We start from the raw sequence: 26,450 nt of genomic DNA, 5'->3' as shown, positions 1-26,450 counted from the left end.
GGATTGCCCCATGGACAGCGACAGCCCCTACGGCGACGCCACGGTCGCGGCGGACCTCCTCGACGACTATGAGCCCGAGCCCGAGATCATCGACGACGGCACCCTGCCCGGTGACCGCTTCCTCGACCGGGAGCTGAGCTGGCTCGCCTTCAACCAGCGCGTGCTCGAGCTCGCCGAAGACGACACGCTGCCGCTGCTCGAGCGCGCCAACTTCCTCGCGATCTTCGCCTCGAACCTCGACGAGTTCTTCATGGTGCGCGTCGCCGGCCTGAAGCGCCGCATCGCCACCGGCCTCGCCGTGCCCACCAACGTCGGCCGCTCCCCCTCCGACGTGCTCGCCGACATCGGCCGCCTCGCACACGAGCTGCAGGAGCGCCACGCCCGCACCTTCCGCGAGTCGGTCAAGCCCGCGCTCGACGACGCCGGCATCCACGTCGAGAACTGGAACGACCTCGACGAGGCCGACCGCATCCGCGTCGACGAGCTCTTCGCGGCCCAGATCTTCCCGGTGCTCATGCCGCTCGCGGTCGACCCGGCCCACCCCTTCCCCTACATCTCGGGGCTCTCGCTCAACCTGTCGGTGCGCGTGCGCAACCCGAAGACCTCGCGCATCGAGTTCGCCCGCGTCAAGGTGCCGCCGAACCTGCCGCGCTTCGTGCAGCTGCCCGACGACGAGAGCGGCCGCCTGCGCTACATCCCCCTCGAAGACCTCATCTCCAACCACCTGGACCACCTGTTCCCGGGCATGGAGATCCTCGAGCACCACGAGTTCCGCGTCACGCGCAACGAGGACGTGCAGATCGAGGAGGACGAGACCGAGTCGATCATCCAGGCGCTCGAGAAGGAGCTGCTGCGTCGTCGCTTCGGCCCGCCCATCCGCCTCGAGGTCACCGACGACATGGACGACGTGACCCTGTCGCTGCTCATGTCGGAGCTCGACATCACCGAGCAGGAGGTCTACCGCCTGCCCGCGCCGCTCGACCTCGGCGGCCTCTTCGAGCTGCAGAAGATCGCTCGCCCCGACCTGAAGTACCCGAAGCAGGTGCCGACGACCGCCGCCGCGCTGCTGCCGAGCGAGCCGACCGACAAGCCCGACATCTTCGCCTCGATGCGCCGCGGCGACATCCTGCTGCACCACCCCTACGAGTCGTTCTCGACGAGCGTGCAGGCCTTCCTCGAGCAGGCCGCCGCCGACCCGAACGTGCTCGCCATCAAGCAGACGCTCTACCGCACGAGCGGCGACAGCCCCATCGTCGAGGCGCTCATCGACGCCGCCGAGGCCGGCAAAGCCGTGCTCGCGCTGGTCGAGATCAAGGCCCGCTTCGACGAGCAGGCGAACATCGGATGGGCGCGCAAGCTCGAGAAGGCCGGCGTGCACGTCGTCTACGGCCTGGTCGGGCTGAAGACGCACTCGAAGCTCGCCCTCGTCATCCGCCAGGAGCGCGGCGGGCTGCGCCACTACAGCCACATCGGCACCGGCAACTACAACCCGAAGACCTCGCGCATCTACGAGGACCTCGGCCTGCTGACGACCGACGACACCGTCGGCAAGGACATCACGCGCCTGTTCAACGAGCTCTCGGGCTACGCGATCGAGAAGAAGTTCCGTCGCCTGCTGGTCGCCCCCATGCACCTGCGCAAGGGGCTGCTCAAGCGCATCGACGCCGAGGCCGCGAACGCCCGCGCCGGCAAGTCCGCCGGCATCCGCATCAAGGTCAACTCGATGGTCGACGAGGCCATCATCGACGCGCTCTACCGCGCCAGCCAGGCCGGCGTGCCGGTGGATGTGTGGGTGCGCGGCATCTGCTCGCTGAAGCCCGGCGTGCCGGGCCTGAGCGAGAACATCCGCGTGCGCTCGATCCTCGGCCGGTACCTCGAGCACTCGCGCATCTTCAGCTTCGCGAACGACGGCGACCGCCAGCTCTTCATCGGCAGCGCCGACATGATGCACCGCAACCTCGACCGTCGCGTCGAGGCGCTCGTGCGTCTCACCTCGCCGGCTCACATCGAGGAGCTCGAGACCCTCTTCGAGGAGGCCATGAGCGACGAGACGAGCACGTGGTGGCTCGGGCCCGAGGGCGGCTGGGAGCGGCACAGCCGCGCCGCCGACGGCACCCCGCTGGTCGATCTGCAGTCGAAGCTGATGACCGAGATCGCCGCGCGGAAGCGCAGCAGCCGGTGACGGTCGCTCCCCCGCCCGTCCTGGCGGCCGGAGCGGTCGTCTGGCGCGAGAAGAACGGCGAGCCGCGCGTGCTCGTCGTGCACAGGACCCAGCACAAGGACGTCTCGCTGCCGAAGGGCAAGCTCGATCCGGGTGAGACGCTGCCCGAGACTGCGGTGCGCGAGATCGCCGAGGAGACCGGGCTGCTCGTCGGACTCGGCGCGCCGGTCGGCGTCGTCGAGTACCCGCTGCCGAACGGCCGGCCGAAGATCGTGCACTACTGGCTCGCCGAGGTGGGCGACGATGCGATCGCCGCATCCACCTTCCAGGCGAACGACGAGATCGCCGAGCTCGACTGGGTATCGATCGACAAGGCCCGCAAGGTGCTCGACTACGAGCACGACATCGAGCTCGTCGACCGCTTCGCCGAGCTCTGGAGTCAGGGACGCGCCCGCAGCTTCGCCGTCATCGCCCTGCGGCACGGCAAGGCCGTGAGCCCGAGCGAGTGGGGCGGGCCGGATGCGACGCGCCCGCTGCAGGAGCGCGGCGCCGCCCAGGCGACCAGCGTCGCCCAGGGCATCGCCGCCTACCGCCCGCGCAAGCTCATCACCTCGACCGCGGTGCGCTGCGTCGCGACGATCGAGCCGACCGCGCGTCTCACCGGACGCGCCGTCGCGCAGACGGACGAGATCAGCCAGGACGCCTACGCCGACGGAACCGACGACGTCGGGTCGGTCGTGCAGCGCCGGCTCGACAAGCGCAAGACGGCCGTTCTGTGCAGCCACGGTCCGGTGCTGCCCGAGATCCTCGCCGAGATCGGCCGTCGCGCCGGCGCCGCGCGACCCGACGAGCTGCGCCGCGCGTCCGGCCTCGGCACCGCCGAATACGCCGTCGTGCACCTTCCGCTCGACCCGGCCCAGAGCGGCGTCATCGCCGTGGAGGTGCACGGGCCCGCAGCCTGAGCCGCGCCAGTCCGAACCGGTCATCCCGAGCCGTTCACCGCTCGTGAAGGCCCGTCACCGCTCCCGCGGCGGCGGGCCTTTCGCCGTCGTCGGAGCGGGTTGACGGGACCTGTCCAGGGCCGAGGCGCCCGTTGACCTTCCGTTAACCTCCCGTTCACCGACGCCCCCAAATGTGTCCACATCGGCTTCTTACCGTGAGCAACCGAGTGCCCTGCACTCAGTCCTCAACCCGCATTCCGAAGGGAATACAGTGAAGCTCACGCGCTCTGGCAGCATCGCCGCCATCGCTCTCGTCGGCGCCGTCGCACTCGCAGGCTGCGCCACGTCCGGTGGCTCCGACGAGTCCGCCGCCCCCTCGAAGTCGGCTGAGGCGGCCGACTACTCGAAGCTCGCCGGCACCATCACCGCCGGTGGCTCCTCCGCTCAGGCCAACGCCGAGCAGGCCTGGACCACCGCCATCACCGCTCAGGCCAAGGGCCTGACCGTCAACTACGACAAGTCGCAGGGCTCGGGCGGCGGCGTCACCAACTTCACCGCCGGCTCGTACGACTTCGCGGGCTCCGACTCGCCGCTGAAGCCCGAGCAGACCACGGCCGCCGAGGCCGTCTGCGGCGCCGACGGCGCCGTGAACCTGCCGATCTACCTCGACGGCGTCGCGGTGATCTACAACGTCGAGGGCGCCTCGAGCCTGAAGCTCTCGGGCGAGACCGTCGCCAAGATCTTCAACCTGCAGATCACCGACTGGTCTGACGCGGCCATCACGAAGGACAACGGCGGAAAGGCCCTCGCGGCCGGCCCGATCACCACCGTCGCCCGCGGCGACGGCTCGGGCACCACCCAGACCTTCACCAACTACCTCGTCGCGACCCAGAAGGCCAACTGGCCCTACGACGCGTCGAACGCCTGGCCCGTCGCCGGCAACGTGTCGAAGCAGCAGGGTGGCTCGGGTGTCGTGAACACCGTCAAGGCGACCGCCGGCTCGATCGGCTACGCCGACCACAGCGCCATCGGCGACGTCAAGGCCGCCGCGATCGGCGTCGGCGACAAGTTCGTCGAGTTCTCGGGCAAGGGCGCTTCCAAGGCCTTCGAGACCGCCGCCGAGCTCAAGTCGAACGGCGTCGAGGGCGACCTCTCGCAGACCATCGACTACGCGAAGATCACCACGGCTGACGCCTACCCGATCCCGCTGGTCTCCTACGCGATCACCTGCAAGACGTTCAAGGACGCCAAGCAGGCCGAGCTCGTCAAGGGCTACCTCGGCTTCGTCGCCTCGGACCTCGGCCAGAAGGTCGCCGAGAAGAACGCCGGTTCGGCCCCGCTGCCGACGTCGATCCTCGACGAGATCAACAAGACGCTGAGCTCCATCAAGTAATTCAGCTGAATCACCGCACCCGAGACGCAGAGACCAGGAGAACATCCCCGTGACCGACAGCACGACCGTCACGAACGCCTCCGCGCCGCAGGGTGCACCCGGCTCGGCCCCCCGCCAGGGGGGCCGGGCCCTCACCGGCAAAGGCTCCGGCCGCGCCGGCGACAAGGTCTTCCTCGGCCTCAGCTCCGGCTCCGCCTGGCTGATCATGGTCATCCTCGCGGGCGTCGCGATCTTCCTGATCATCCGCTCGCTCCCCGGCATCACCGCCAACTGGGAGACCAACGCCGAGCTCAACGACGGCCCCACCGCCAACTTCACCAGCTTCTGGGCCTACGTCGGGCCGCTGCTCTGGGGCACGATCTGGGCCGCGTTCATCGCGCTCATCCTCGGCACCCCGGTCGCGATCGGCATCGCCCTCTTCATCTCGCACTACGCACCGCGCCGCCTGGCTGGAGCGCTCGGCTACCTGGTCGACCTGCTCGCCGCGGTCCCGTCCGTCGTGTTCGGCCTCTGGGGCATCATCGTCATCCGCCCCTTCCTCCTCCCGCTCGAGGAGTTCCTCAACACCTACCTCGGCTGGATCCCGCTGTTCAGCGGCACCGTCTCGCGCAGTGGATCGACGATCCTCGCGGGCGGCGTCGTGCTCGCGGTCATGATCCTGCCGATCATCACCTCCATCACCCGCGAGATCTTCCTGCAGACCCCGCGCCTGCACGAAGAGGCCGCGCTCGCCCTCGGCGCCACGCGCTGGGAGATGGTCAAGCTCTCCGTCTTCCCCTACGCCCGCTCGGGCATGGTCAGCGCCACGCTGCTCGGCCTCGGCCGCGCGCTCGGCGAGACGATGGCGATCGCGCTGATCATCTCGCCGTCGATCCTGTTCTCGCTCACGGTCGTCACCGAGGGGCAGAACTCGCAGACGATCGCCGCGAACATCGCCACCAACTTCCCGATCGCCACCGACCTGCAGCGCTCCGCCCTCACCGGAACCGGACTCATGCTGTTCGTCGTGTCGTTCGCCGTGAACTTCATCGCCCGCGCCATCGTCGCCCGCACGGGCCCCGGCGCCACCCGCAAGAGCCGCACCCGCACCCCGAAGGCGAAGACCGCATGACCTCCCCGGCCATCGACCCGAACCGCCCGGCCACGGGCATCACCAACTCGCTCGCCTCCGGCCAGCTCCCCCGACTGATCAACGTCTGGGTCACCGTCGGCGCGCTCGTCGTGTCGGCCGGCGTGGTCGCGCTGCTCGGCGGGTACAGCAACCCCACCAACGGCGTCACCGGCACCCTCGTGCTGACCGGTCTGCTCTACCTGATCGTCATCACGATCGCGTCGGCGCTCGTCGAGAACGGCCGCAAGGCGGTCGACCGCCTCGTGCGCGGACTCGTCACGGTCGCGTTCCTCCTCGCGCTCATCCCGCTCGTGTCGACCCTCTGGACGGTCGTCTCGAAGGGCATCGGCCAGCTCAACTGGAGCTTCATCAGCCAGACCGGCGGATCGAGCTTCGACCCCGAGACGCTCGAGGTCACCCAGCGCGTCGGCGCCTGGCAGGCCATCGTCGGAACCCTCGAGATCACCGGCATCGCGACCCTGATCTCGGTTCCGATCGGCATCCTCACCGCGATCTACCTCGTCGAGTACGCGCAGCCCAGCAACCTGCTGCGCCGCGTCGTGACCTTCCTGGTCGACGTCATGACCGGCATCCCGTCGATCGTCGCCGGTCTGTTCGCCTTCGCGCTCTTCACGCTGATCGTCGGACCCAAGGCGTTCTCGGGCTTCTCGGCCTCCGTCGCCCTGTGCGTGCTGATGATCCCGATCGTCGTGCGCTCCACCGAGGAGATGCTGCGCCTGGTGCCGATGGATCTGCGCGAAGCCTCGTACGCGCTCGGCGTGAACCGCTCGCTCACGATCATCAAGGTCGTGCTGCGCACCGCCGTCTCGGGCATCATCACCGGCGTCATGCTGGCCATCGCCCGCGTCATCGGCGAGACCGCGCCGATCTTCATCGCCGCGAGCTTCACCGACAATTTCAACGCGAACCCGTTCAACGGCCCCATGCAGACCCTGCCGGTGCTCGCCTACTCGGGCATCAAGTTCCCCGGCCAGGACATCGAGGCGTCGAACGACGCCGCCTGGGGAGCCGCGCTGCTGCTCGTGCTGCTCGTGGTCGTGTTCAACCTCATCGCCCGTATCGTCGCCGTCGTCTTCTCTCCGAAGTCCGGCCGCTAAGACCCGACCACCGCATCCCGGAAGGCCCAGCGTGTCCAAGCGCATCGAAGTCAACGATCTCAACGTCTACTACAGCGACTTCCTCGCCGTCGAAGGCGTCAGCATGCAGATCGAGCCCCGCACCGTCACCGCGTTCATCGGCCCGTCCGGCTGCGGCAAGTCGACCTTCCTGCGCACGCTGAACCGCATGCACGAGGTCATCCCCGGCGCCCACGTCAAGGGCGAGGTGCGCATCGACGGCAACGATCTCTACGGTCAGGGCGTCGACCCGGTGCTCGTGCGCCGTCAGGTCGGCATGGTGTTCCAGCGCCCGAACCCGTTCCCCACGATGTCGATCCGCGAGAACGTGCTCGCCGGCGTGCGCCTCAACAACCGCCGCATCTCGAAGACCGACGCCGACGACCTCGTCGAGAAGTCGCTGCAGGGCGCGAACCTCTGGAACGAAGTCAAGGACCGCCTCGACAAGCCCGGCTCGGGTCTCTCGGGTGGTCAGCAGCAGCGTCTCTGCATCGCGCGCACCATCGCCGTGTCGCCCGACGTCGTGCTGATGGACGAGCCCTGCTCGGCGCTCGACCCGATCTCGACCCTCGCCATCGAGGACCTGATCGAGGAGCTCAAGACCGAGTACACGATCGTGATCGTGACCCACAACATGCAGCAGGCCTCGCGCGTCAGCGACAAGACCGCGTTCTTCAACATCGCCGGCACCGGCAAGCCGGGCAAGCTGATCGAGTACGACGAGACCTCGACGATCTTCTCGAACCCGAACGTTCAGGCCACCGAGGACTACGTCTCGGGCAAGTTCGGATGATCGGATGCCGGTCGCGCTGCGCGTGACCGGATCGCATCTCGCGCAGGGCGTCGGGCTTCGGCTCGGCGCCCTGCGGCGTTGCCGGGACCGCTCCACCGGTCGCGACCCCGCCGCGCGGCTCGCGCTACGGGCGGAAGGACTCGAGCTGGCGGGACGCCGCGCTGACGGTCGCGGCGCTCTTGGCGAAGGTGAAGCGCAGCAGCGACGCGAAGTCGGCGCGGTGCTCGGGCACGGTGAAGGCCGAGATCGGGATGCCGACCACGCCGACTTCGTCGACGAGGCGGCGCGCGGTCACGACGCCATCGTGCAGGCCGATCGGGGCGCCGTCGGCGACGAGGAAGTACGAGCCGCCGGGTCGGTTGACCGAGAAGCCGACCGACTCGAGCGCCGCCGTCAGCTCATCGCGGCGCGCACGCAGCTTCTCGGCCTCGCCGCGGAAGTACGCCTCCGGCAGCCCGAGACCGACGGCGACCGCGGGCTGGAACGGCGCGCCGCCCACGTAGGTGAGGAACTGCTTGACGGCGAGCACCGCATCCACCAGCTCGGGCGCGGCCGTGATCCAGCCGATCTTCCAGCCGGTGACGCTGAAGGTCTTCGCCGCGCTCGACACCGTGATCGCACGCCCGCGCGCACCGGGGAACTCGCCGATGCTGCGGTGCCGGCGCTCGAACACCAGGTGCTCGTAGACCTCGTCGCTGACGATCACGGCGTCGTGCTTCTCGGCGAGCTCGACGATGAGCTGCAGCGTCGCGTCGGGCAGGATCGTGCCGGTCGGGTTGTGCGGCGTGTTGATGAGGATGACGGCGGTGCGATCGGTCACCGCGGCGCGCAGCTCGTCGGGGTCGGGCAGGAAATCGGGGGCGCGGGCCGGCACCGGCACGAGACGCCCGCCGGCGAGCCCGACCAGCGCCGCGTAGCTGTCGTAGAAGGGCTCGATCACGACCACGTCGTCGCCCCGGTCGACGAAGGCGAGCAGCGACGCCGAGAGCGCCTCGGTCGCGCCGGCGGTGACGAGCACCTCGCGGTCGGCATCCCAGTCGAGACCCCGGAAGCGCTTCTGGTGATCGGAGATCGCCTGGCGCAGCACCGGGATGCCGCGACCCGGCGGGTACTGATTGACGCCGTCGCTGATCGCCTGCCGGGCCGCCTCGAGCACCTCGGCGGGGCCGTCTTCATCGGGGAAGCCCTGTCCCAGGTTGAGGGCGTCGCGCTCGGCGGCGAGCGCCGACATCTCGGCGAAGATCGTCGGCCGGGCGACGCCGTCGGCTCCGAGCAGCCCCGCGGCCCGAGCGGTGCGCTGCCAGGGCAGCTCGGCCGAGCTCGAAGCCGAGCTCGAAGCCGCGATCGAGGCGGGGTCGGATGCGGTGCTCGAGGCGTCGGGGAGGCTCACTCCCCCAGCCTAGGGACGCGGCCTGCCGTCGCCTTCCGCGGCGTCGCGGTGTGACGCCGCGACACGCGATCGAGCCCGCGACGCCGAGGGCGGTCGCGCACGGCCCACCGGGTCACCTGGACGAGTGCCTCGGCGACGATCGACGAGCTCATCTTCGACCGGCCCGCGGTGCGCTGGCGGAACACGATCGGCACCTCGGCGATGTCGGCCTGCGCGCGCACCGCCCGGCGCAGCAGGTCGATCTGGAAGCAGTAGCCGCGGCTGGTCACCGACCCCAACTCGACCCGGTGCAGCACCGACGCCGTGAAGGCCCGGTAGCCGCCGGTGACGTCGCGCACGGGCAGTCCGAGCAGTAGACGCGCATAGGCGCTCCCCGCGCGGCTCAGCAGTCGGCGCGCCAGCGGCCAGTTCTCGACACGGCCACCCGGCACCCACCGGGACCCCACCGCGAGATCGTGCCCCGCGTCGAGCTCGTCGAGCAGGCGCGGGAGATCGGCGGGGCGGTGCGATCCGTCGGCGTCCATCTGGACGAGACGGTCGTAGCCGCGATCCAGTCCCCAGCCGAAGCCGGCGACGTAGGCCGCACCGAGACCGCGCCGCGCACCGTGGTGCAGCACGTGGATGCGCGACGAGTCGGTCGCGTGCCGCTCAGCGAGTGCGCCGGTGCCGTCGGGCGAGTCGTCGTCGACGACGAGGATGTCGAACTCGCGGTCGAGCTTCAGCAGCTGCCGGAGCGTGACCGGCAGACTCTCCCGCTCGTCGTAGGTCGGCACGATCACCAGGGTCCGGGACATGTGATGCCTCTCTGAATGCGGAAAAGCCCGCCGTGCGGGTGCACGGCGGGCTCTACCGGGATGCGGTCCGACGTTCGTCGGTTCCGCTGTCGTTACTTGGTGGCGACGGTGATCTTGGCGACGCCGACGAGCATCTGCGCCTTGACCGCGTCGGTGCCGAAGGTCTGGTTCAGCAGGTCGGCGGCGTCGGGCGAGATGTGCACGGTCGTGCCCTCGAGCACGCCGTTGTCACCCTCCATCTGCAGCGGCTTCAGGGTGCCTCCGTGCAGGTCGAAGAGGAAGGCGTCAGGCGCGGCGACGGTTCCGTCGACGGTGACCTTGCCGTGCAGCTCCGAGGTGCCGGGGTTGATCTTGAAGTCGGTGAGCTCGACGACCTTGCCGCCGCCGGTCAGGCTGATGCCCGAGCCGTCGTGGTCGATCTCGCCCTGCACGTAGGGGCGGTACGACTTGGCCGGGTCGTAGTAGTCGACGTTGCCGCCCGTGATCGGGAAGGCGAAGACGCCGTCGGTGAAGGTCGCGGTGCCCACGACGCCGGGCGTCAGGCTGAGGCTGGTCAGCGCATCGACGAAGCTCTGGTCGACGGTGACCTGGGTGTCGACGCCCTTGGAGAGGTCGGGCAGCGAGACGACGGGCTCCGGCTTGCTCTCGGACGACTTCGTGGTCTCCTTGCTGGGCGAGGAGCCGCTGTTGCTGCTCGTCGAGCAGGCCGCGAGCGAGAAGGCGAGGGCGCCGACGGCGATGATGCCGAGGCCGCTCTTGATGATCGAGTTCTTGGAGGTGGAGCGCATGTATCCGTTCCCTTGGTCGGTGTTTCCCGGTTGGTGACATGGGTTCGGGAGCAGGATCGAAAGGGATCGGTCCGTGACCTTTTCGTGACATTGCGTACAGGCGGCGCACAGCATCCGATGGATGACGACATCGCGTTCGCCCGCCGCCTACGGTGGGCACATGGTCGCTCTGACACTGGGGATGCCGCGGGTGCGCCGCGCGGGCTCCCCCGCCGCCGGCGACGAACGGCCCGCGACGCCGGACCTGGTCGACAGCTTCGGCCGCGTGGCCCGCGATCTGCGCATCTCACTGACGGAGAAGTGCTCGCTGCGCTGCGTCTACTGCATGCCGGCTGAGGGGCTCCCCGCGATCCCGCGTGAGCGGCTGCTGACCCCGCCCGAGATCGCCCGGCTCGTCGGCATCGGGGTGCGCGAGCTGGGCATCCGCGACATCCGCTTCACCGGCGGCGAGCCGCTGCTGCGCGCCGATCTCGCCGAGATCATCCGGCGCAGCGCCCACGAGGCCGACGGCGTCCCGCTCTCGCTCACGACCAACGGCATCGGCCTCGACAAGCGCGTCCGCGCCCTGCGCGACGCGGGACTCACCCGCATCAACATCTCGCTCGACACGATCGATCGCGAGCACTTCGCCCGCCTGACACGACGCGACCGGCTGCCCGCCGTTCTCGCCGGCATCCGCGCCGCGCACGAGGCGGGACTCACCCCGCTGAAGATCAACGCCGTGCTGCTGCGCGACACCCTCGCCGGGGCGGGCGATCTGCTCGCCTGGGCGCTCTCGACCGGATCGAGGCTGCGCTTCATCGAGCAGATGCCGCTCGACGCCGACGGCACCTGGAGCCGCGACGAGCTCGTGAGCGCGCAGGACCTCCTCGAGGTGCTCGGCCGTCGGTTCGATCTGGTGCCGGTCGGTCGACACGACCCGTCCGCACCCGCCGAGGAGTGGGCCGTGCGCGGCTACGAGGTGGATGGCGCCCCCGCGACCGTCGGCATCATCGCCTCGGTCACGCGCCCGTTCTGCGCCGATTGCGACCGCACACGGGTGACCGCGGAGGGCTCGGTTCGCTCGTGCCTGTTCGGTGACGACGAGACCGACCTGCGCGAGCTGCTGCGCGAGGGCGCCGACGACGAGGCGATCGCCGACCGCTGGCGCGCCGCGATGTGGGTGAAGCAGCCGGGCCACGGAATGGATCGCGCCGACTTCGTGCGTCCGCTGACGAGCATGGGCGCGATCGGTGGCTGAGCCCGGGGTGCGGGTGCGCTTCTTCGCTGCCGCGGCGGAGGCAGCAGGCCGTCGCGACGAGACCATCGCCGGGGTGACGACGGCGGGCGAGCTGCGTCGGGAGCTGGAACGGCGTCACGGCGCCGCGATGGAGCGCGTGCTCGCGAACGGCTCGCTGCTGATCGACGGCGTCGTCAGCCGGGATGACGCTCGCGAGCTCGGGGCGACGGCCGACGTGCTGCCGCCCTTCGCCGGCGGCTGAGACGCCCGCGGCTGACACAGCGGTGGCTGAGACAGCGGGGCGCGCCAACGTGCCCCACAATCGAGTCATGAGCGCAGCAGCGACGATCGGCATCATCGGCGGCTCCGGCCTCTACGACCTCCTCGACGAGGGCGCCGAGCTGCGCGAGGTCGACACCCCCTACGGGCGGCCGTCGTCACCGGTGTCGATCGGGGAGTTCGCGGGTCGCACCGTCGCGTTCCTGCCGCGACACGGCGCCGGCCACTCGGTGGCCCCGCACCTGATCAACGCGCGGGCGAACATCTGGGCGCTCGCGTCGCTCGGCGTCACCGCGCTGGTCTCGACGGCCGCCGTCGGCTCCATCCGTGCCGAGTACCCGCCTCGCGCCCTCGCCGTGCTCGACCAGATCGTCGATTACACGCACGGCCGCGCCGGCACGTTCTATGACCAGGGCGACGTGCAGCACCTGCCGTTCTCCGACCCCTTCGATCCGGTGCTGCGGCGGATCATGCTCGAGGTCGCACCGGAGGCCCGGCCGACGGCGACGATCGGGGTCATCCCCGGCCCGCGCTTCTCGACGCGCGCCGAGTCGACGCGGTACCGCGGCGACGGCGTCGACCTGCTGAACATGACGCTTGCGCCCGAGGTCGCGCTGGCGGCCGAGTTGGGGATCGGAGCGGTCACGCTCGCGATCGTCACCGACACGGACGCGGGCGACTCGGCCGACGACCCGGATGCGGTCAGCGCCGAGCTGGTGTTCCGGCGTCTGAGCGAGGCGCTGCCCCGCATCCGCGAGATCATCGCCGGGGTCGTCGCCGGCGTGCCCGGCGACTTCGCCCCGCGTGAGCTCATCGCCGCCGACTCCGTTCGGCGGGTGCTCGAGCGTCCGGTCGCGAGCGCGACCGGCGGCGAGGCGGCCTGATGCGCCTACTCATCACCGGCGGAGCCGGGTTCATCGGCTCGCACATCGTCGCGGCCGCTCTCGACCGCGGTATCGAGGTGCGGGTGCTCGATTCGCTGCGCAGCGACGTGCATCAGGGGCCGGCCGCGGTGCCGGACGGCGTCGAGCTGATCGTCGGCGACGTCGGGGATGCGAGCACCCTCGATCGCGCCCTGCGCGGAATCGACGCGGTCTGCCATCAGGCGGCGAAGGTCGGGCTCGGCAAGGAGATCGGCGACGCGCCCGACTACGTGGGCTCGAACGATCTGGCGACCGCCGAGCTGCTCGCCGCGCTCGCGCGTGCCGGGGTCGGCCGCCTGGTGCTCGCCTCGTCGATGGTCGTCTACGGCGAAGGGGCCTATTCCGGGTCGACCGGCATCGTGCGGCCGGCGCCGCGCCGGGTCGCCGACCTCGAGGCCGGCCAGTTCGACCCCCGCCACCCCGAGACCGGAGAGGTGCTCGCCCCGGAGCTGCTCGACGAGGACGCGGCTCTCGACCCCCGCAACGTCTACGCCGCCACGAAGCTCGCCCAGGAGCACCTCAGCGCCGCCTGGGCGCGCGAGACCGGCGGACGGGTCGCCGCCCTGCGGTATCACAACGTCTACGGGCCGCGGATGCCGAAGAACACCCCCTACGCCGGCGTCGCCTCGCTCTTCCGCTCGGCGATCGCGCGCGGCGAGACCCCGCGCGTGTTCGAAGACGGCGGGCAGCGTCGCGACTTCGTCCACGTCGCCGACGTCGCCGACGCGAACCTCGCCGCACTCGACTGGACCGAGGCGCAGCAGCCGACCGCCGTGCGGGCCTTCAACGTCGGGAGCGGCCGGGTCACGACGATCCTCGAGATGGCCCAGGCGCTCGCGCGTCACGCCGGCGGCGACGCCCCGATCGTGACCGGGGAGTTCCGCCTCGGCGACGTGCGGCACGTCACCGCGTCGTCCGAGCGCGCCGCCCGCGAGCTCGGCTGGCGTGCCCGGCGCGACCTCGACGAGGGCATGCGCGAGTTCGCGATGGCGCCGTTGCGCGGCGAGTGACGGTGATCGAGCCCTGATCCGGGCGCCGGCGATCAGGCCGCCGACAGGCCCGCGCCCGGCAGCGCCCCGCCACCGGGCAGGCTCAACTCGAATCGGCATCCGCCCGGCACGTTGCTGACGCTGATCTCACCGTGATGCGCTCGCGCGATGCCGCGCACGATGGCGAGGCCGAGACCGGCTCCCCCGGTCTGCGCGCCGACGCCGACCGGCGACGGCTCCGCGGCGGGACCGCGCCACCCGGCCTCGAAGACGCGGGCGATCTCCGACTCGGGGATCCCCTGCCCCGCGTCGACGACCGAGATCACGGGCCGACCGTCGAGCACGGCCGCGCTGACCGTGACCGGGGCGCCCGCTGGGCTGTGCTGGATCGCGTTGAGCAGCAGGTTCGACACGGCGCGCTCGAGCTCGCGCTCGTCACCCATCGCCACCACGTCGCCGCCCTCGGGCACCCGCAGACGGATCTCGCGATCGAGGTGGCGCGATCGGTGATCCATGACCGCATTGCTGACCACCTCCACCAGCGACACCGGCGCGAGGGCGATCCCCAGCGAACCGGACTCGATCTTGCTGAGTTCGAACAGGTCGTCGACCATGCCCGAGAGTTGCAGACCCAGATCGTGGATGCGCCCATGAAAGCGCTGCGGATCGTCAGCGACGCCGTCGACGAGCGACTCGCTCATCGCGACGATCCCGCTCAGCGGGGTGCGCAGGTCGTGCGCGATGAACGCAGCGAGCTCACGCCGCGACGCGGCGACACGCTCTTCGCGGGCGCGCTCGTCGCGTTCGCGCCGCAGCTGCTGGCCGAGGCGGGCGATGTCGGCGGCGGCCGCCGCCTGCGCGGTTCGTGCGCGCCGAGCGATCACCGCAGCGGTGACCGCGGCGAGGACGGCAAGTGCCACCAGGAGCACGGCGGCGGCGATCCACTCAGTCGGTCCCACGCGATTCCTCCGGATGCTCGAAGCGGTAGCCAACGCCCCAGACGGTGGCCAGATGCCGAGCGGAATCCGGATCCGGTTCGATCTTCTCCCGCAGCCGCCGCACGTGCACGGTGACCGTGGAGAGATCGCCGTGAGTCCATCCCCAGACGACGCGAAGGAGTTCGTCACGCCGGAAGACCTGGTTCGGTCGCTTGAGGAAGAAGGCGAGCAGGTCGAACTCGCGCGTGGTCAGCTCGAGCGGCTCACCATCCAGTCGGGCCGTGCGCGCCGTGGGATCGAGCTGGAACCGGCCGAGGGTGATCGGCGCCTCCGGTGCGAACTCGGAGACCGTGCGGCGCAGGATCGCCTGCACTCGCAGCACCAGCTCGCGCGGCGAGTACGGCTTCGTCAGGTAGTCGTCGGCGCCGGCCTCGAGCCCGTCGATGCGCGCCTGCTCGTCGCTCATCGCGGTCAGCAGCAGCACCGGCAGCTCCGCCGTCGCCGGATCGGCGCGCAGGCGTCGGCACACCTCCAGCCCGTCGATGCCCGGCATCACCCGGTCGAGCACGACCAGATCGGGGCGGATGCGCGCCACCGCCGCGAGCGCCGAGAACCCGTCGGGTGCGTGGTCGACGAGCAGACCCGCCGCCCGCAGGTAGCCGACGGCGACCTCCGCGAGCTCGCGCTGGTCTTCGACGAGCAGCACCCGTCGATCGCGCCGTCGCGGGATATCGGCGGCGGGGCGGTCGGTGCTCACGGGCTCAGGCTAAGGCCAGAGGGCCGTCGCCTCGGTGGCGCACTCAGCGCGCGCACGGGCTGCGTCGCGCGCGCTGCGTTCCCCCTGCGCGCGATCGGCGGGGGCGAGTGCACCGCAGGCCGTTCGCGTTCCGTAACACTTCTCGCCCGCCTCACGGCGTCGACGCGAATACGGTCGGAGCGTGAGCGGTGCCGAGGTCGATGTGGTGTTCCCGTGCCTCGACGAGGAGCGGGCGCTGCCCGGTGTGCTCGCGCGACTGCCCGAGGGCTACCGCGCGATCGTCGTCGACAACGGCTCGAGCGACCGCTCGGCGGAGGTGGCGGAGGCCGCCGGGGCTCTCGTGATCAGTGAGCCGCGTCGCGGCTTCGGCAGCGCCGCCCACGCGGGACTGCTGGCGGCGACCGCCCCGCTCGTCGCGTTCTGCGATGCTGACGCCTCACTCGACCCGGCCGAGCTCCCTCCGATGGCCGAACTGCTCGACGCCGGCGAAGCCGATCTGGTGCTCGGCCACCGTTCGCGCGCACGCCGGGGCGACTGGCCGCTGCATGTGCGGATGGCGAACCGCTTCCTCGCGCGGCGGCTCTCGCGCATCACGGGCACGCGCATCCACGACCTGGGTCCGATGCGGATGGCCCGCACCCGCGAGCTGCAGCAGCTCGGCCTGCTCGATCGCCGCAGCGGTTACCCGCTCGAGATGGTGCTGCGGGCTCATGCAGCCGGCTGGCGCATCGCCGAGACCGAGGTCGGCTACACGGCCCGCGTCGGCCGATCCAAGGTGACCGGCACGGTGCGCGGCACCGCGACCGCGATCCTCGACATGTCGCGACTGCTGGCGGAGGTGTCACGATGACGACCGTCGCCCTCATCGCCAAGGAATGCCGGCCGGGACGGGTCAAGACGCGGCTGCATCCGCCGTTGACGCTCGACGAGGCGGCGGAGGTCGCGGCGGCGAGCCTCGCCGACACGATCGCCGTCGTGCGGGAGCTGCCGGCCACGCGCCGGGTTCTGTTCTTCGACGGCGAGGCACCCGCCGATCTCGCAGCCGGCTTCGACGTGCTCCCCCAGCCGGAGGGCGGGCTCGACGCGCGCCTCGGCACCCTGTTCGATGCCATCGACGGGGCGCTGCTGCTCGTCGGGATGGACACTCCGCAGCTCGCCGCCGCGGACATGTCGGTCTTCTTCGGCGAGGTGGAGGCGGCCGAGGCGGGCGCGGGCGATCATCCCGCCGCCTGGTTCGGTCCCGCCCTGGACGGCGGGTTCTGGGCGCTCGGCATGACATCGGTCGACGGAACCCGCGGCGACCTGATCCGCGGAGTGCCGATGTCGCGCGACGACACCGGCGCCATGCAGCGGCGACGGCTGGTGGGTGCGGGGTTGAGCGTGCGCGACCTTCCGCCGCTGCGCGATCTCGACACGGTCGACGACCTGCGGGCGATCACGGCCGAGCATCCTCGACTGCGCACCGCGCGCGTCTTCGCCGGACTCCGCGAGGGGTCGCGCCGATGAGCGGCACCTTCGGCACCGGCGGCGACGAGCCGTACCGCGGGCTGCTCGGCGCCGAGCAGAGCGGGCCGCTCGTGCTGCGCCGCATCGATGGCGACGGCGACGAGATCAGCATCGATGCGGCCCGCTGGCTCGGTCTGGCGACCGACGCCGACCTCTCGGTGCTCGACCATGCCGCGGCCCCGCTCCTCGACATCGGCTGCGGGCCGGGCCGCATGGTGCGCGCCGCGGCGGATCGCGCGGTCGCCGCCCTGGGCATCGACGTCTCCGACGACGCCGTCGCCATGACCTCCGCCGACGGCACGCCGGCGCTGCGGCGCTCGGTGTTCGAGCGGCTTCCGCTCGAAGGCGCCTGGGGCACGATCCTGCTCATGGACGGCAACGTCGGCATCGGCGGCGACCCTCTCGCGCTCATGCGGCGCTGCCACGACCTGCTCGCCGCCGGCGGCTCGGTCATCGTCGAGGCGGACGCCGACGCCTGGCTGCACGAGACCGCGGTCTTCATCGCGGTGGGCGACGACGGCAGTGAGAGCGGCCCGTTCCCCTGGGCCCGGGTCGGGCACTCGGCGCTGCGCGACCTGCTCGGCGAGGCCGGGTTGCGCCTCGAGTCGGAATGGCAGGACGGCGGGCGCTATTTCCTGCGCGCACGCCGTTCGATCGCCCGCGGAAGCACGAGCGCCGCCGCGATGACCACCGCAGCGGCAACCCAGACGACGGCGACCGAGAGCAGGTAGGGCGTCGTCGCGATCGTCATGTTGGCGCTGCCGCGACGGTTGGCCAGCAGTCCCGGCACGCCGATCGCGGTCAGGACACCCGCGACGACCAGAGCCCCCTGCACGATCGTCGCGGCGAGCCGGCCGATGCGAAGCCGTTCGCGCACACGCAGGAACGCCAGCCCGGCGGCGACGAGCACGGGCGCGAGCACCGCATCGTGCAGGACGACCGCCACGATCAGCCACGTCGCGAGGCCCACGAAGCGCTTCGGTGCGACATCGTTGAGCAGGATGACGCCCCCGACCACGCCGATCGCGACGCCGATCACGATCAGCACGATCCGAGCGACGCGATAGGGCTCGGTCGACGGCGACACCGCGAAGACCGGCATCGCGCGGACGCGGCCGAGCAGGCCGATCCGCGGGGCGCTCACGACACCACCTCGATGCGCGCGAGCCACTTCGTCTGGAGCGCGCCGGGACGACCTGGCGCGATGACCCGCGCCGGATAGCCGTGGTCGATGTCGAGCACCTCGCCGTTCAGCTCCAGGGCGACCAGCGTCATCGGGTCGGCGCTGAACCCGGCCGGCATCTCCATCCTGCTGGTCACGCCGTTGCGCTGCAGGCTGCGCACCTTCAGATCGCTCTCCGCGGCCGCACCCGCCGCCTCGAGCAGATCGCGCATCCGCACGCCCTTCCAGCGCGCCATCTGGCTCCAGCCCTCGACGCAGGCGATCGGCAGGTCGACCGTGGTCTGCGGCAGCGCCCTCAGCGCGGTGAGATCGAAGCGGGTCGTCGCCCCGCCGGCGACGACCTCGAGGGCCCACTCCGGCGACTTGGCGACGGCGATGACACCGGCCTGCATCGCCGTCTTGTTGACCGGCAGGCCCTGCGGGCCGATGTTCTGCTTGCGCGGACCGAGGATGTTGAACGGCTTCAGCGCATCGATCGTCTGACCCGCCGTCGTCACCGTGACGGCGCCCACCATGACCCCGACGATGCCGACGAGCCCCCGGCGGCTGACCACGGCTCCGGCCCGCGGACGGTCGCGCGCACCCGAGCGCCAGTAGCGGGCGATGAGCGGCAGCTTCACGGCGATGTGCACGATCAGGCTGCCGAACACGACCCAGCCGAGCGCGTAGTGCGTCTGCCGGAACGGGAACGGGAACACGTAGACCTGGAAGATGTTGAGCAGCCCGATCGCGACCTCGACGAGCGAGGCGGTCACGAGCACCGCGATCGACAGCCGCTCGAGCACCCCGGCGAGCGAGCGGATCGGAGGCCACTCGAACAGCCGCGGGAAGACGGTCCACAGCTTCGCGAGCAGGAGCGGGATCGAGGCGATCCCGCTGATCACGTGCAGGCCCTGCGTGACGCGGTAGAGGCTGACCGGCCGCGGGAGCACGATCCAGCTCGGATAGTCCTGCAGCACGTGGCTGAAGACGCCGGTCGCGAAGCAGATCGTGAACGCGGCGCCGAGCAGGCGGCCGATGACGACGGCGGTGCGGGTCGACTTCACCGGGTCGGAGCTGGTGCGACGCAGGCGGGCGAAGACCGGCTCGAGCCGGTCGGCGACGCGCGACGTCAGATCCGCCATGTTCCCAGTGCACCACGGACCCGGCGCCGAGGGCGGCGCGAAACATTACGGTTCGCAGACAGAGGCCGTCCCCCGACCGGATGCGCCGGGCCGAGGGGTCAGGATCGAGAGGTGAGGACTGCGGTGGCCGTCGTGCTCGCCGCGGCCACGGCCGCGGCGATCGGCTGGTCGACCCTCAACTTCACCTCGCTGCGGTCGGGCGAACGACCGTCGATCGCCCTCTGGACCGGGATCGCCTGGGGGCTCTTCGCCCTCGCGGTGCTGGCACTGCGCCGCGTTCCCGCGCGCCGGGTGACGGCGGTCGTGCTGGGCGGCGCACTGCTGATCGGCGGCGCCGCGCTGCTCGCCCCGCCGACCACGAGCACCGACTCGGCGCGCTATGCCTGGGACGGCATCGTGCAGAAGGCGGGCATCTCGCCCTACGACCACGTGCCGGCCTCCGACGCCCTCGACGACCTGCGCCCCGCCTGGCTCTTCGGAGCACCCGAGGTCGAGGCCGACGGCGGCTTCAGCTGCCCCGGCATCCGCCAGGAGAAGGTGCGCAGCGTCGACGACGGCGATCCCCTGTGCACGGCCATCAACCGCCCGAAGGTGCTCACGATCTACCCTCCTGTCGCCGAGGCCTACTTCGCGACGGTGCGGCTGTTCGTGCCGCCCGAGGCCGAGTACCTGCCGCTGCAGATCGGCGGCCTCGTGATCGCCCTCGCCCTGACCGCCGGCCTGCTCGCGGCGCTCCGCCGCCGTCAGCTCGACCCGCGCTGGGCGGCGCTCTGGGGCTGGTGTCCGCTGATCGCGATCGAGGCGGTCAACAACGCCCACGTGGATGTGCTCGGCGCGGCGCTCGCCCTCGTCGCGACCCTGCTCATCAGCCGCGGCCGGCGCATCTGGGGCGGCATCGCCCTCGGTGCAGCGATCGCGACCAAGCTCATCCCCGTCATCGTCGCTCCCCCGCTGATCCGTCGGCGCCCGGTCGCGGTCATCGTCGCCGCCGTGCTCACCTTCGCCGCCGTCTACGTGCCGGCGGTCATCGCCTCGGGACCCCGCGTGCTCGGATACCTGCCCGGCTACCTCAAGGAGGAGGGCTACGACGACGGCTCGCGCTTCGCGCTGCTCACGGTCGTGCTGCCCGGATCGGCGGCGCTGCCGGTCGCGGCCGTGCTGCTCGCCGTCATCGCGGCGCTGTGCGTGTGGCGCACCGACCCGACGCAGCCCTGGATGACGCAGGTCGTGCTCGTCGGGACGACGCTGCTGCTCGTCAGCCCGCGGTACGTCTGGTACGCCCTGCTGCTTGTGCCGTTCATCGTGCTCAGCCGCCGCTGGGAGTGGTTCGCGGTGGTGCTCGCCCTCACGGCGCGCTCGCTGATCCCCTCGTTGACGGTCAGCCGCATCGCCCTGGCGATCGCGCTCGTGGTCCTCATCGTGGCGTGGCTGCTGCGGCGGCGCGCGGCGCGCATCGACCGAGGCGCGGCGACGCCCTCATCGGCGCTGGCATCGGCCTCGACCTCGGCCTCGGCCTCGGCCTCGGCGTCGGACTCGAGCTCCGAGGCGGCGACGTGACCGCGCCGGTCGTCGTGATCGACGCGGACGCGGTCGCGACCTCGCTCCCCGAGTCGTCCCCCGCCGCATCCACGACGGCGGATCCGTCGCGCGACCGGCGCACCCGTCGCCGCCCCTGGCGCTCCGCTCTCGTGCTCGGACTGATCGCCTCGATCGTCTCCGGCGCCTTCGCCTGGGTTCCGTCGCTCTGGTACGACGAGGGGGCGAGCGTCACCGCCGCGACCCGCGACGTCGAGGCGCTCGGCGTGCTCGTGCGCCAGGTCGACGCGGTGCACGCCCTCTACTACTGGCTGCTGCACCAGTGGTTCGAGCTCGTCGGCTATTCGGCGTTCGCGCTGCGGGTGCCGAGCATCGTGGCCGCCGGCGTGACGGTCACCGTGACGGTGCTTCTGGTCGAGCGGCTGGCATCCCGTCGGCTCGCTCTGATCACCGGGGTCGTGCTGCTCGTGCTGCCGCGGTTCACCTGGGCCGGCGGCGAGGGCCGCAGCTACGCGCTCAGCCTCTTGCTCGTGACGCTCGCCTCGCTGCTGCTGGTGTGCGCGCTGCAGTACCGCGGCGACGCGTCGCCGCGTCGGCGGCGGCTCTACTGGGTGGCGTACGCGGTCGTGACCGGGCTGTCGATCGTGCTCTACCTCTACGTGGCGCTGGCGCTGGTCGCCCACGCGGCCGTCGTCGCGGTGCTGCTGATCGCCCGCCGACTGCGCTGGCGGGAGGCCGTGCCGTTCGCGATCACCGCGGCGGCCGCCGTGCTGTCGACCTGGCCGCTGACCGTGCTCGCGGAGCGGCAGAAGGGTCAGGTGAGCTGGATCCACCCGCTCGACGCGACCACGCCGCACGCGGTGCTCGTGACCCAGTACTTCCCGAAGGCGGCGCCGTTCGCGCTCGTCGCCTGGCTGATGATCGCCCTCGGCGGGGCGCTGCTGGTGCGGGGCTTCGCGCGCCGACCTCTGCTCGCGACGCTGACGATCGCCCTGCTGACCGTGCCCACGCTCGGGCTGCTCGCCGCCTCGGTCGCCCTGACCCCGCTCTACTCGCCCCGCTACCTCACCTTCTGCCTCCCGGCGGTGGCGATCGCGATGGCGGTCGTCGTCGACGCCTTGCCGCGGCGGGCGCTGAGGATCGTCGGGGTCGCGCTGATCGTGGCGCTCGCGGTGCCGTCGTACGTGGGCCAGCGGATGCCCGAGGCGAAGCAGCACAGCGACTGGAACCAGGTCGCTGACCATCTCGCCGCCCGCACCGCCGAGCTCGGTCTCATCGAGACCGGATCCGGCGCGCCGGGCGCCGCGCCGTCCACCACCGCCGGCATCGTCTGGGGCGGGCTGCGCGGGCATCCCACGGTCACCTCCCGGGTCATCGCGCAGAGCTATCCGCAGGCCGTCGCCGGGCTCGGCGACGTCAACGCCTCGTCGCCGCCGCGCGGGCTCTGGGAGCGGAACACGGCGCTCGATCCGGCTCTGCTGAGCGGCTACGACGACGTCTGGTACGTCGTCAGCAACCACTCCGAGACGCAGGACGAGAAGTTCGCCGTGTTCCGGGACGCGGGCTTCGAGCTGCGCGAGACGACCCGGTTCTCGCGCACCGACGTCTACCTGTTCGAACGCGGCTGAGTCAGAGCCCGACCCACTCGGATGCGCCGTCGTCGAAGGTCTGGCGCTTCCAGATCGGCACGGTCTGCTTGATCAGGTCGACCAGCTCGCCGCAGGCCCGGAACGCCTCGGCCCGATGGGCGGAGGCCGCGCAGGCGACCAGGGCGACGTCGCCGACGGTCAGGGCGCCGACCCGGTGCACCGCGGCGACCTGCACGCCGGAGCGCTGCGCGATCGTGTCGCAGGCCTGCTGCAGGAACCGCGCCGCCTCGGGATGGGCCTCGTACTCCAGGGCGGACACGGCGCGCCCGCCATCGTGGTCGCGCACGACGCCGCGGAAGGTCACGAGCGCGCCGGCGGAGCGCGCGGCCACGCGTGCCTCGACGGCCTCGACGTCGAGGGGCCGCGTGACGATGAGGTCGAGGTCGGCAGACGCCGCGGGTTCAGCCATGGTCGGCGTCCCCCGCGAGCTGATGCACGAGATGGTCGAGCAGGCCGTCGAGCACGGTGATGCCGTCGCGCACCGCCCCGGTCGATCCCGGCAGGGTGACGACGATCGTGCCGCCGGCGGTCACGCCCGCGACACCCCGAGAGAGCGCCGCCGTCGGCGTGCTGAGCAGACCGCGGGCGCGCACCGCCTCGATCACGCCGGGCAGCTCCCGCTGCAGCCGGGGGCCGACCGCATCGGGCGTCTGGTCGCCGGGGCCGAGTCCGGTTCCGCCCGTCGTGATGACCACCTGCGGCCGCGCCGCGAGCACCGTGTCGAGGGTGCCGGCCACATCGGCGTCGGCCACGACGAGGGGCGCGTCGATCGCGAACCCGCGCTCGCGCAGCCAATCGGCGAGCACCGGGCCGGTGCGGTCGTCGGACTCCCCCGCCGCCGCGCGGGTCGAGGCCACGATCACTGCCGCGGTGCGATCGACGGGGCGCGCCGCGGCAGGTACGTCGGCGGAGGATGCGGTGGCGGAGCGTTCATCAGGGGTGGCCGCGACGGACGCACCGGCGTCGGCATCCCGGATCCACTCGCCGTGACGCCCGCCCGTCTTGTGCTCGAGCCGCACCTCGGTCAGCGTCGCGGCTGGATCGGCGGCCTTGACCATGTCGTGCAGGGTGAGTCCGGCGACCGTCACCGCCGTCAGCGCCTCCATCTCGACGCCGGTGCGCGCCGTGACCCGGGCGGTCGCCGTGATGAGGATGCTCGCCGTGTCGCCCGACTGCGGCGGCTCCTCGAACGCGAAGTCGATCGACACCGAGTCGAGCGGCAGCGGGTGGCACAGCGGGATGAGGTCGCTCGTGCGCTTCGCCCCGCCGATGCCGGCCAGTCGCGCGGTCGCGAGCACGTCCGCCTTGGGCAGGCCGTCGCGCCGCACCAGATCGAGCACCTCGGTCGTCGTCACGAAGCGCGCCGACGCCGTCGCGGCGCGAGCGGTCACCTGCTTCGACCCGACGTCGACCATGCGCGCGCGCCCGTCGGCATCCAGATGGCTCAATTCGCTCACAGTCCCCAGACCTCCACCTCGGCCGCCGCCGGCAGCTCCGTCGTCTCCGCCGGCACGACGATCACCGCATCCGCTGCCGCCAGCGCCGCCACCAGGTGCGAGCCCGGCCCCGAGACCGGTTCGACCTCGTCGTCACCCACGAATCGGGCGCGCAGCAGCTGCTGACGCCTGGCCGGCGAGACGATCGATCGTCGCAGTCGGCGTCGCGCCCGCAGCGCCGTCGGCAGACCGGCATGCTCGCGCAGCAGCGGCGCCACGAAGGCCTCGAACGAGAGCTGCGTGCTCACCGGATTGCCGGGGAAGCCGATCACCGGCACCCCGTCGATCAGGGCCAGCGCCTGCGGGCCGCCCGGCTGCATCGCGATCGTGCCGACCCATCCGCCGCGCGGCAGCAGCGATTCGCGCACCACCTCGAAGTCGCCCTGCGAGATGCCGCCCGAGGTGATGACCAGGTCGGCGCCGCGCACCGCGTCGGCGAGCAGCTCGTCGAACACCGCGCGGTCGTCGCGAGCCCGACCCCGCACCGCGACGACGCCTCCGCACTCGACCACCGCCGCCGCGACGGCGACGGCGTTCGCGTCGTGGATCTCACCGGGGCGGGGAACCGCGCCGACATCGACGAGCTCACTGCCGGTCGTGAGGACGGCGACACGGATGCGCGGGCGGACGGCCACCTCGTCGATGCCGGCCGCAGCCAGCGCTGCGAGGTGACGCGATGCGAGACGACGCTCCGCCGGAATCAGCTGGTCGCCGGCGCGGAGATCGCTGCCGCGCTCGCGCACGAACACGCCCGCAGCGACCGGTACGGCGAACGCGACCGCCTCGGCGCGCATCTCGACCTGCTCGATCGGCACGATCGCATCCGCCCCCTGCGGCACGGGAGCGCCCGTCATGATGCGGATCGCGGTGCCTGGGGCCAGCACGGGAGGCTCCCCGGCGGCCGCGGCGACGACCGCCGCCACCGGCAGGGTGACCGGCGCCGCGGCGAGGTCGGCGGCACGCACGGCGAAGCCGTCCATCTGCGAGTTGCGGAACAGCGGCAGGTCGACCGGCGACAGCACGGGTTCGGCGGTGACGCGCCCCAGAGCCTCGTCGAGCGGCACGAGCTCGGAGCCGCCGGGCAGGGCGCTCCCCACCAGCGACGCGATGACGGCCTTGTGCTCGGCGACCGTGGGACGCGCGGCGACGTGGAAGTGCTCGGGACGGGAGAAGCGTCGTTCGCTCATCAGTACCTGCGCATCTCGGGGTCCACGTCCGCCGCCCAGGCGTCGATGCCGCCCGCCAGCTCGCGCACCCGGGTGAACCCGAGCGCCCGCAGCGTCGACGCGGCCGAGCGCGAGCGCACGCCGTGGTGGCAGAGCACGACGATGTCCTCGTCGAGCGCGAGCGGCGTGGCCATGACCGCGGTCGCCGTCGCAGCCGCCTCGAGCCGCGGGAGAGGGATCAGCGTCGCCCCCGCCAGCGTCGCCAGCGCGACCTCGTCCGGCTCGCGCACATCCACCAGTCGCGGCGGCGTCGCGCCGCGCAGCTCGTCGCGCAGGGCGCGGGGCGTGACGAGTTCGTCCGCCGCCGGGAGCCCGCAGAAGGCGTCGTAGTCGATCAGTCCGGTGATCGGCGCACGATCCGGGTCGCGCGCGAAACGCACCTCATCGGCGGTGCCGGCAAGCGCATCCACGAGCGCCACCCGCCCGACGAGCGGGGTGCCCAGACCGCCGATCAACTTCACGACCTCGCCGACGAGGATTCCGCCCACGATCGCGCAGACGGCCGGGAAGACGCCGCCGTCGGCGCAGCTGGGCACGGCGCCCGGGGCGGGCGGCACCGGGAAGAGATCGCGGTAGTCGGGCGAGCCGGGGAGGACGCACCCGGCCTGGCCCGAGAACTGCGACACGGCGCCCCACACCAGCGGGATGCCGAGCAGCGCGGCGACGTCGTTCGCGAGGTAGCGGGTGGCGAAGTTGTCGCTGCCGTCGACGAGCAGGTCGTAGCCCCCGGCGATCTCGAGCGCGTTGCCGGAGTCGAGCCGAACGGGATGCTCGATGACCTCGGTCGTCGGAGCGAGCGACCGCAGCGTCGCGGCCGCGGAGGCGACCTTGGCGCGGCCCACATCGGTGGGGGCATGCAGGGTCTGTCGATGCAGGTTGCTCGTCTCCACGCGGTCGTCGTCGACGACGCCGATGACGCCGACGCCCATGCTCGCCAGCATCGGCAGCACGGCGCTGCCGAGACCGCCCGCGCCGATGACGAGCACTCGGGCAGCGGCGAGCCGGGCCTGCGTCGCGGCGTCGAATCCGGGCAGCGCGAGCTGGCGGGAGAACCGGTCGTCGTCGCCCCCGGAGACGGGGTCGGGGCTTCCGGTCGGCCGCATCCGGCAATTCTTACA

Annotated in this window: 26 protein-coding genes; 15 read left to right on the top strand and 11 right to left on the bottom strand. The window is 71.7% G+C overall.

The features are described 5' to 3' along the window. Positions 1-10 precede the first annotated feature (10 nt). The 6 genes from BJ979_RS08790 (at position 11) to pstB (ending at position 7,535) form a co-directional block, all read left to right on the top strand. A complete protein-coding gene (locus BJ979_RS08790; protein WP_179567123.1) occupies positions 11-2,182 on the top strand; it encodes an RNA degradosome polyphosphate kinase in 2,172 nt (723 codons plus the stop codon). Continuing rightward, entirely contained in the window at positions 2,179-3,123 is a 945-nt protein-coding gene (locus BJ979_RS08785; protein ID WP_179567121.1) for an NUDIX hydrolase, read from the top strand. Before BJ979_RS08790 ends, BJ979_RS08785 begins: the two co-directional genes overlap by 4 nt. Positions 3,124-3,373: 250 nt before the next feature. Next, positions 3,374-4,495 (top strand): phosphate ABC transporter substrate-binding protein PstS, encoded by a 1,122-nt coding sequence (locus BJ979_RS08780; RefSeq protein ID WP_179567119.1) that lies wholly within the window; start codon positions 3,374-3,376, stop codon positions 4,493-4,495. Positions 4,496-4,544: 49 nt separating this feature from the next. Then, positions 4,545-5,606 carry a phosphate ABC transporter permease subunit PstC gene (gene pstC / locus BJ979_RS08775; RefSeq protein WP_179567117.1) on the top strand — a complete coding sequence of 354 codons (1,062 nt, stop codon included), beginning with the start codon at positions 4,545-4,547 and terminating at the stop codon, positions 5,604-5,606. Further along, positions 5,603-6,724, top strand: a complete 1,122-nt coding sequence (pstA, locus tag BJ979_RS08770; RefSeq protein WP_179567115.1) for a phosphate ABC transporter permease PstA — start codon at positions 5,603-5,605, stop codon at positions 6,722-6,724. The genes pstC and pstA overlap by 4 nt, the downstream gene beginning before the upstream one ends. A gap of 31 nt (positions 6,725-6,755) precedes the next feature. Then, entirely contained in the window at positions 6,756-7,535 is a 780-nt protein-coding gene (pstB, locus tag BJ979_RS08765) for a phosphate ABC transporter ATP-binding protein PstB (protein ID WP_179567113.1), read from the top strand. 124 nt (positions 7,536-7,659) lie between these two features. Here pstB and BJ979_RS08760 read toward each other — a convergent pair whose 3' ends face one another. The 3 genes from BJ979_RS08760 to BJ979_RS08750 all read right to left on the bottom strand — a co-directional run bounded on the left by BJ979_RS08760 (position 7,660) and on the right by BJ979_RS08750 (position 10,507). Further along, the gene (locus BJ979_RS08760; RefSeq protein ID WP_343046779.1) at positions 7,660-8,880 is read right to left on the bottom strand and encodes an aminotransferase class I/II-fold pyridoxal phosphate-dependent enzyme; all 1,221 of its coding nucleotides are present in this window, start codon (positions 8,878-8,880) and stop codon (positions 7,660-7,662) included. Between the two features lie 41 nt (positions 8,881-8,921). After that, positions 8,922-9,719, bottom strand: a complete 798-nt coding sequence (locus BJ979_RS08755; protein ID WP_179567111.1) for a polyprenol monophosphomannose synthase — start codon at positions 9,717-9,719, stop codon at positions 8,922-8,924. Between the two features lie 92 nt (positions 9,720-9,811). After that, positions 9,812-10,507, bottom strand: coding sequence for a hypothetical protein (locus BJ979_RS08750; protein WP_179567109.1), 696 nt, complete (start codon positions 10,505-10,507; stop codon positions 9,812-9,814). 160 nt (positions 10,508-10,667) lie between these two features. On the opposite strand from BJ979_RS08750, the gene moaA reads away from it, so the two are divergent. The 4 genes from moaA to BJ979_RS08730 all read left to right on the top strand — a co-directional run bounded on the left by moaA (position 10,668) and on the right by BJ979_RS08730 (position 13,938). Continuing rightward, the gene (moaA, locus tag BJ979_RS08745) at positions 10,668-11,747 is read left to right on the top strand and encodes a GTP 3',8-cyclase MoaA (protein WP_179567107.1); all 1,080 of its coding nucleotides are present in this window, start codon (positions 10,668-10,670) and stop codon (positions 11,745-11,747) included. Further along, on the top strand, positions 11,740-11,988 hold the full coding sequence (locus tag BJ979_RS08740) for a MoaD/ThiS family protein (RefSeq protein ID WP_179567105.1): 249 nt from the start codon (positions 11,740-11,742) through the stop codon (positions 11,986-11,988). The genes moaA and BJ979_RS08740 overlap by 8 nt, the downstream gene beginning before the upstream one ends. A gap of 67 nt (positions 11,989-12,055) precedes the next feature. Then, on the top strand, positions 12,056-12,889 hold the full coding sequence (locus BJ979_RS08735; RefSeq protein WP_179567103.1) for an MTAP family purine nucleoside phosphorylase: 834 nt from the start codon (positions 12,056-12,058) through the stop codon (positions 12,887-12,889). Further along, positions 12,889-13,938, top strand: a complete 1,050-nt coding sequence (locus tag BJ979_RS08730; RefSeq protein WP_179567101.1) for an NAD-dependent epimerase/dehydratase family protein — start codon at positions 12,889-12,891, stop codon at positions 13,936-13,938. Before BJ979_RS08735 ends, BJ979_RS08730 begins: the two co-directional genes overlap by 1 nt. Before the next feature lie 32 nt (positions 13,939-13,970). On the opposite strand, the gene BJ979_RS08725 is transcribed toward BJ979_RS08730, so the two are convergent. Both BJ979_RS08725 and BJ979_RS08720 read right to left on the bottom strand, forming a co-directional pair. Further along, on the bottom strand, positions 13,971-14,876 hold the full coding sequence (locus BJ979_RS08725) for an ATP-binding protein (protein WP_179567099.1): 906 nt from the start codon (positions 14,874-14,876) through the stop codon (positions 13,971-13,973). After that, positions 14,863-15,612: a response regulator transcription factor gene (locus tag BJ979_RS08720; protein ID WP_179567097.1), complete on the bottom strand. Its 750-nt coding sequence runs from the start codon at positions 15,610-15,612 to the stop codon at positions 14,863-14,865. The genes BJ979_RS08725 and BJ979_RS08720 overlap by 14 nt, the downstream gene beginning before the upstream one ends. A gap of 181 nt (positions 15,613-15,793) precedes the next feature. Between BJ979_RS08720 and BJ979_RS08715 the strand changes: the two genes are divergently transcribed. The 3 genes from BJ979_RS08715 to BJ979_RS08705 are packed head-to-tail and all read left to right on the top strand — an operon-like array spanning position 15,794 to position 17,849. Beyond that, positions 15,794-16,462: a glycosyltransferase gene (locus BJ979_RS08715; protein ID WP_179567095.1), complete on the top strand. Its 669-nt coding sequence runs from the start codon at positions 15,794-15,796 to the stop codon at positions 16,460-16,462. Next, positions 16,459-17,118 carry a TIGR04282 family arsenosugar biosynthesis glycosyltransferase gene (locus tag BJ979_RS08710; RefSeq protein ID WP_179567093.1) on the top strand — a complete coding sequence of 220 codons (660 nt, stop codon included), beginning with the start codon at positions 16,459-16,461 and terminating at the stop codon, positions 17,116-17,118. Before BJ979_RS08715 ends, BJ979_RS08710 begins: the two co-directional genes overlap by 4 nt. Then, the gene (locus BJ979_RS08705) at positions 17,115-17,849 is read left to right on the top strand and encodes a methyltransferase domain-containing protein (protein WP_179567091.1); all 735 of its coding nucleotides are present in this window, start codon (positions 17,115-17,117) and stop codon (positions 17,847-17,849) included. The genes BJ979_RS08710 and BJ979_RS08705 overlap by 4 nt, the downstream gene beginning before the upstream one ends. Here the strand turns inward: BJ979_RS08705 and BJ979_RS08700 are convergent. Beyond that, entirely contained in the window at positions 17,747-18,262 is a 516-nt protein-coding gene (locus BJ979_RS08700; protein ID WP_179567089.1) for a hypothetical protein, read from the bottom strand. The two genes, BJ979_RS08705 and BJ979_RS08700, sit on opposite strands and share 103 nt — an antisense overlap. Beyond that, positions 18,259-19,425 (bottom strand): molybdopterin-dependent oxidoreductase, encoded by a 1,167-nt coding sequence (locus BJ979_RS08695; RefSeq protein WP_179567087.1) that lies wholly within the window; start codon positions 19,423-19,425, stop codon positions 18,259-18,261. Before BJ979_RS08695 ends, BJ979_RS08700 begins: the two co-directional genes overlap by 4 nt. A gap of 111 nt (positions 19,426-19,536) precedes the next feature. Between BJ979_RS08695 and BJ979_RS17610 the strand changes: the two genes are divergently transcribed. After that, positions 19,537-20,982 (top strand): glycosyltransferase 87 family protein, encoded by a 1,446-nt coding sequence (locus tag BJ979_RS17610; protein ID WP_179567086.1) that lies wholly within the window; start codon positions 19,537-19,539, stop codon positions 20,980-20,982. Continuing rightward, complete coding sequence (locus tag BJ979_RS08685) at positions 20,979-22,589, top strand: glycosyltransferase family 39 protein (protein ID WP_179567085.1); 1,611 nt, start codon at positions 20,979-20,981, stop codon at positions 22,587-22,589. Before BJ979_RS17610 ends, BJ979_RS08685 begins: the two co-directional genes overlap by 4 nt. Before the next feature lies 1 nt (position 22,590). Here BJ979_RS08685 and BJ979_RS08680 read toward each other — a convergent pair whose 3' ends face one another. Genes BJ979_RS08680 through BJ979_RS08665 form a run of 4 tightly spaced genes read right to left on the bottom strand, consistent with a single transcriptional unit; the run spans position 22,591 to position 26,435 of the window. Then, positions 22,591-23,019 (bottom strand): molybdenum cofactor biosynthesis protein MoaE, encoded by a 429-nt coding sequence (locus tag BJ979_RS08680; protein ID WP_179567084.1) that lies wholly within the window; start codon positions 23,017-23,019, stop codon positions 22,591-22,593. After that, positions 23,012-24,067 carry a bifunctional molybdenum cofactor biosynthesis protein MoaC/MoaB gene (moaCB, locus tag BJ979_RS08675; RefSeq protein WP_179567083.1) on the bottom strand — a complete coding sequence of 352 codons (1,056 nt, stop codon included), beginning with the start codon at positions 24,065-24,067 and terminating at the stop codon, positions 23,012-23,014. The genes BJ979_RS08680 and moaCB overlap by 8 nt, the downstream gene beginning before the upstream one ends. Continuing rightward, positions 24,064-25,293, bottom strand: a complete 1,230-nt coding sequence (locus BJ979_RS08670) for a molybdopterin molybdotransferase MoeA (RefSeq protein ID WP_179567082.1) — start codon at positions 25,291-25,293, stop codon at positions 24,064-24,066. The genes moaCB and BJ979_RS08670 overlap by 4 nt, the downstream gene beginning before the upstream one ends. After that, positions 25,293-26,435 (bottom strand): ThiF family adenylyltransferase, encoded by a 1,143-nt coding sequence (locus tag BJ979_RS08665; RefSeq protein WP_179567080.1) that lies wholly within the window; start codon positions 26,433-26,435, stop codon positions 25,293-25,295. Before BJ979_RS08665 ends, BJ979_RS08670 begins: the two co-directional genes overlap by 1 nt. Positions 26,436-26,450: the final 15 nt, after the last annotated feature.

The organism is Schumannella luteola (genome assembly GCF_013408685.1).
GTDB classification, from domain to species: domain Bacteria; phylum Actinomycetota; class Actinomycetes; order Actinomycetales; family Microbacteriaceae; genus Schumannella; species Schumannella luteola.
This window is presented reverse-complemented; position numbering and strand designations above follow the sequence as displayed.

Coding starts and splice junctions, on each gene's coding strand:
- BJ979_RS08790 (WP_179567123.1), top strand. CDS start 11: ATGGACAGCGACAGCCCCTACGGCGACGCCACGGTCGCGGCGGACCTC.
- pstA (WP_179567115.1), top strand. CDS start 5,603: ATGACCTCCCCGGCCATCGACCCGAACCGCCCGGCCACGGGCATCACC.
- BJ979_RS08755 (WP_179567111.1), bottom strand. CDS start 9,719: ATGTCCCGGACCCTGGTGATCGTGCCGACCTACGACGAGCGGGAGAGT.
- BJ979_RS08750 (WP_179567109.1), bottom strand. CDS start 10,507: ATGCGCTCCACCTCCAAGAACTCGATCATCAAGAGCGGCCTCGGCATC.
- moaA (WP_179567107.1), top strand. CDS start 10,668: ATGGTCGCTCTGACACTGGGGATGCCGCGGGTGCGCCGCGCGGGCTCC.
- BJ979_RS08735 (WP_179567103.1), top strand. CDS start 12,056: ATGAGCGCAGCAGCGACGATCGGCATCATCGGCGGCTCCGGCCTCTAC.
- BJ979_RS08730 (WP_179567101.1), top strand. CDS start 12,889: ATGCGCCTACTCATCACCGGCGGAGCCGGGTTCATCGGCTCGCACATC.
- BJ979_RS08710 (WP_179567093.1), top strand. CDS start 16,459: ATGACGACCGTCGCCCTCATCGCCAAGGAATGCCGGCCGGGACGGGTC.
- BJ979_RS08705 (WP_179567091.1), top strand. CDS start 17,115: ATGAGCGGCACCTTCGGCACCGGCGGCGACGAGCCGTACCGCGGGCTG.
- BJ979_RS08695 (WP_179567087.1), bottom strand. CDS start 19,425: ATGGCGGATCTGACGTCGCGCGTCGCCGACCGGCTCGAGCCGGTCTTC.
- BJ979_RS08680 (WP_179567084.1), bottom strand. CDS start 23,019: ATGGCTGAACCCGCGGCGTCTGCCGACCTCGACCTCATCGTCACGCGG.
- BJ979_RS08670 (WP_179567082.1), bottom strand. CDS start 25,293: ATGAGCGAACGACGCTTCTCCCGTCCCGAGCACTTCCACGTCGCCGCG.
- BJ979_RS08665 (WP_179567080.1), bottom strand. CDS start 26,435: ATGCGGCCGACCGGAAGCCCCGACCCCGTCTCCGGGGGCGACGACGAC.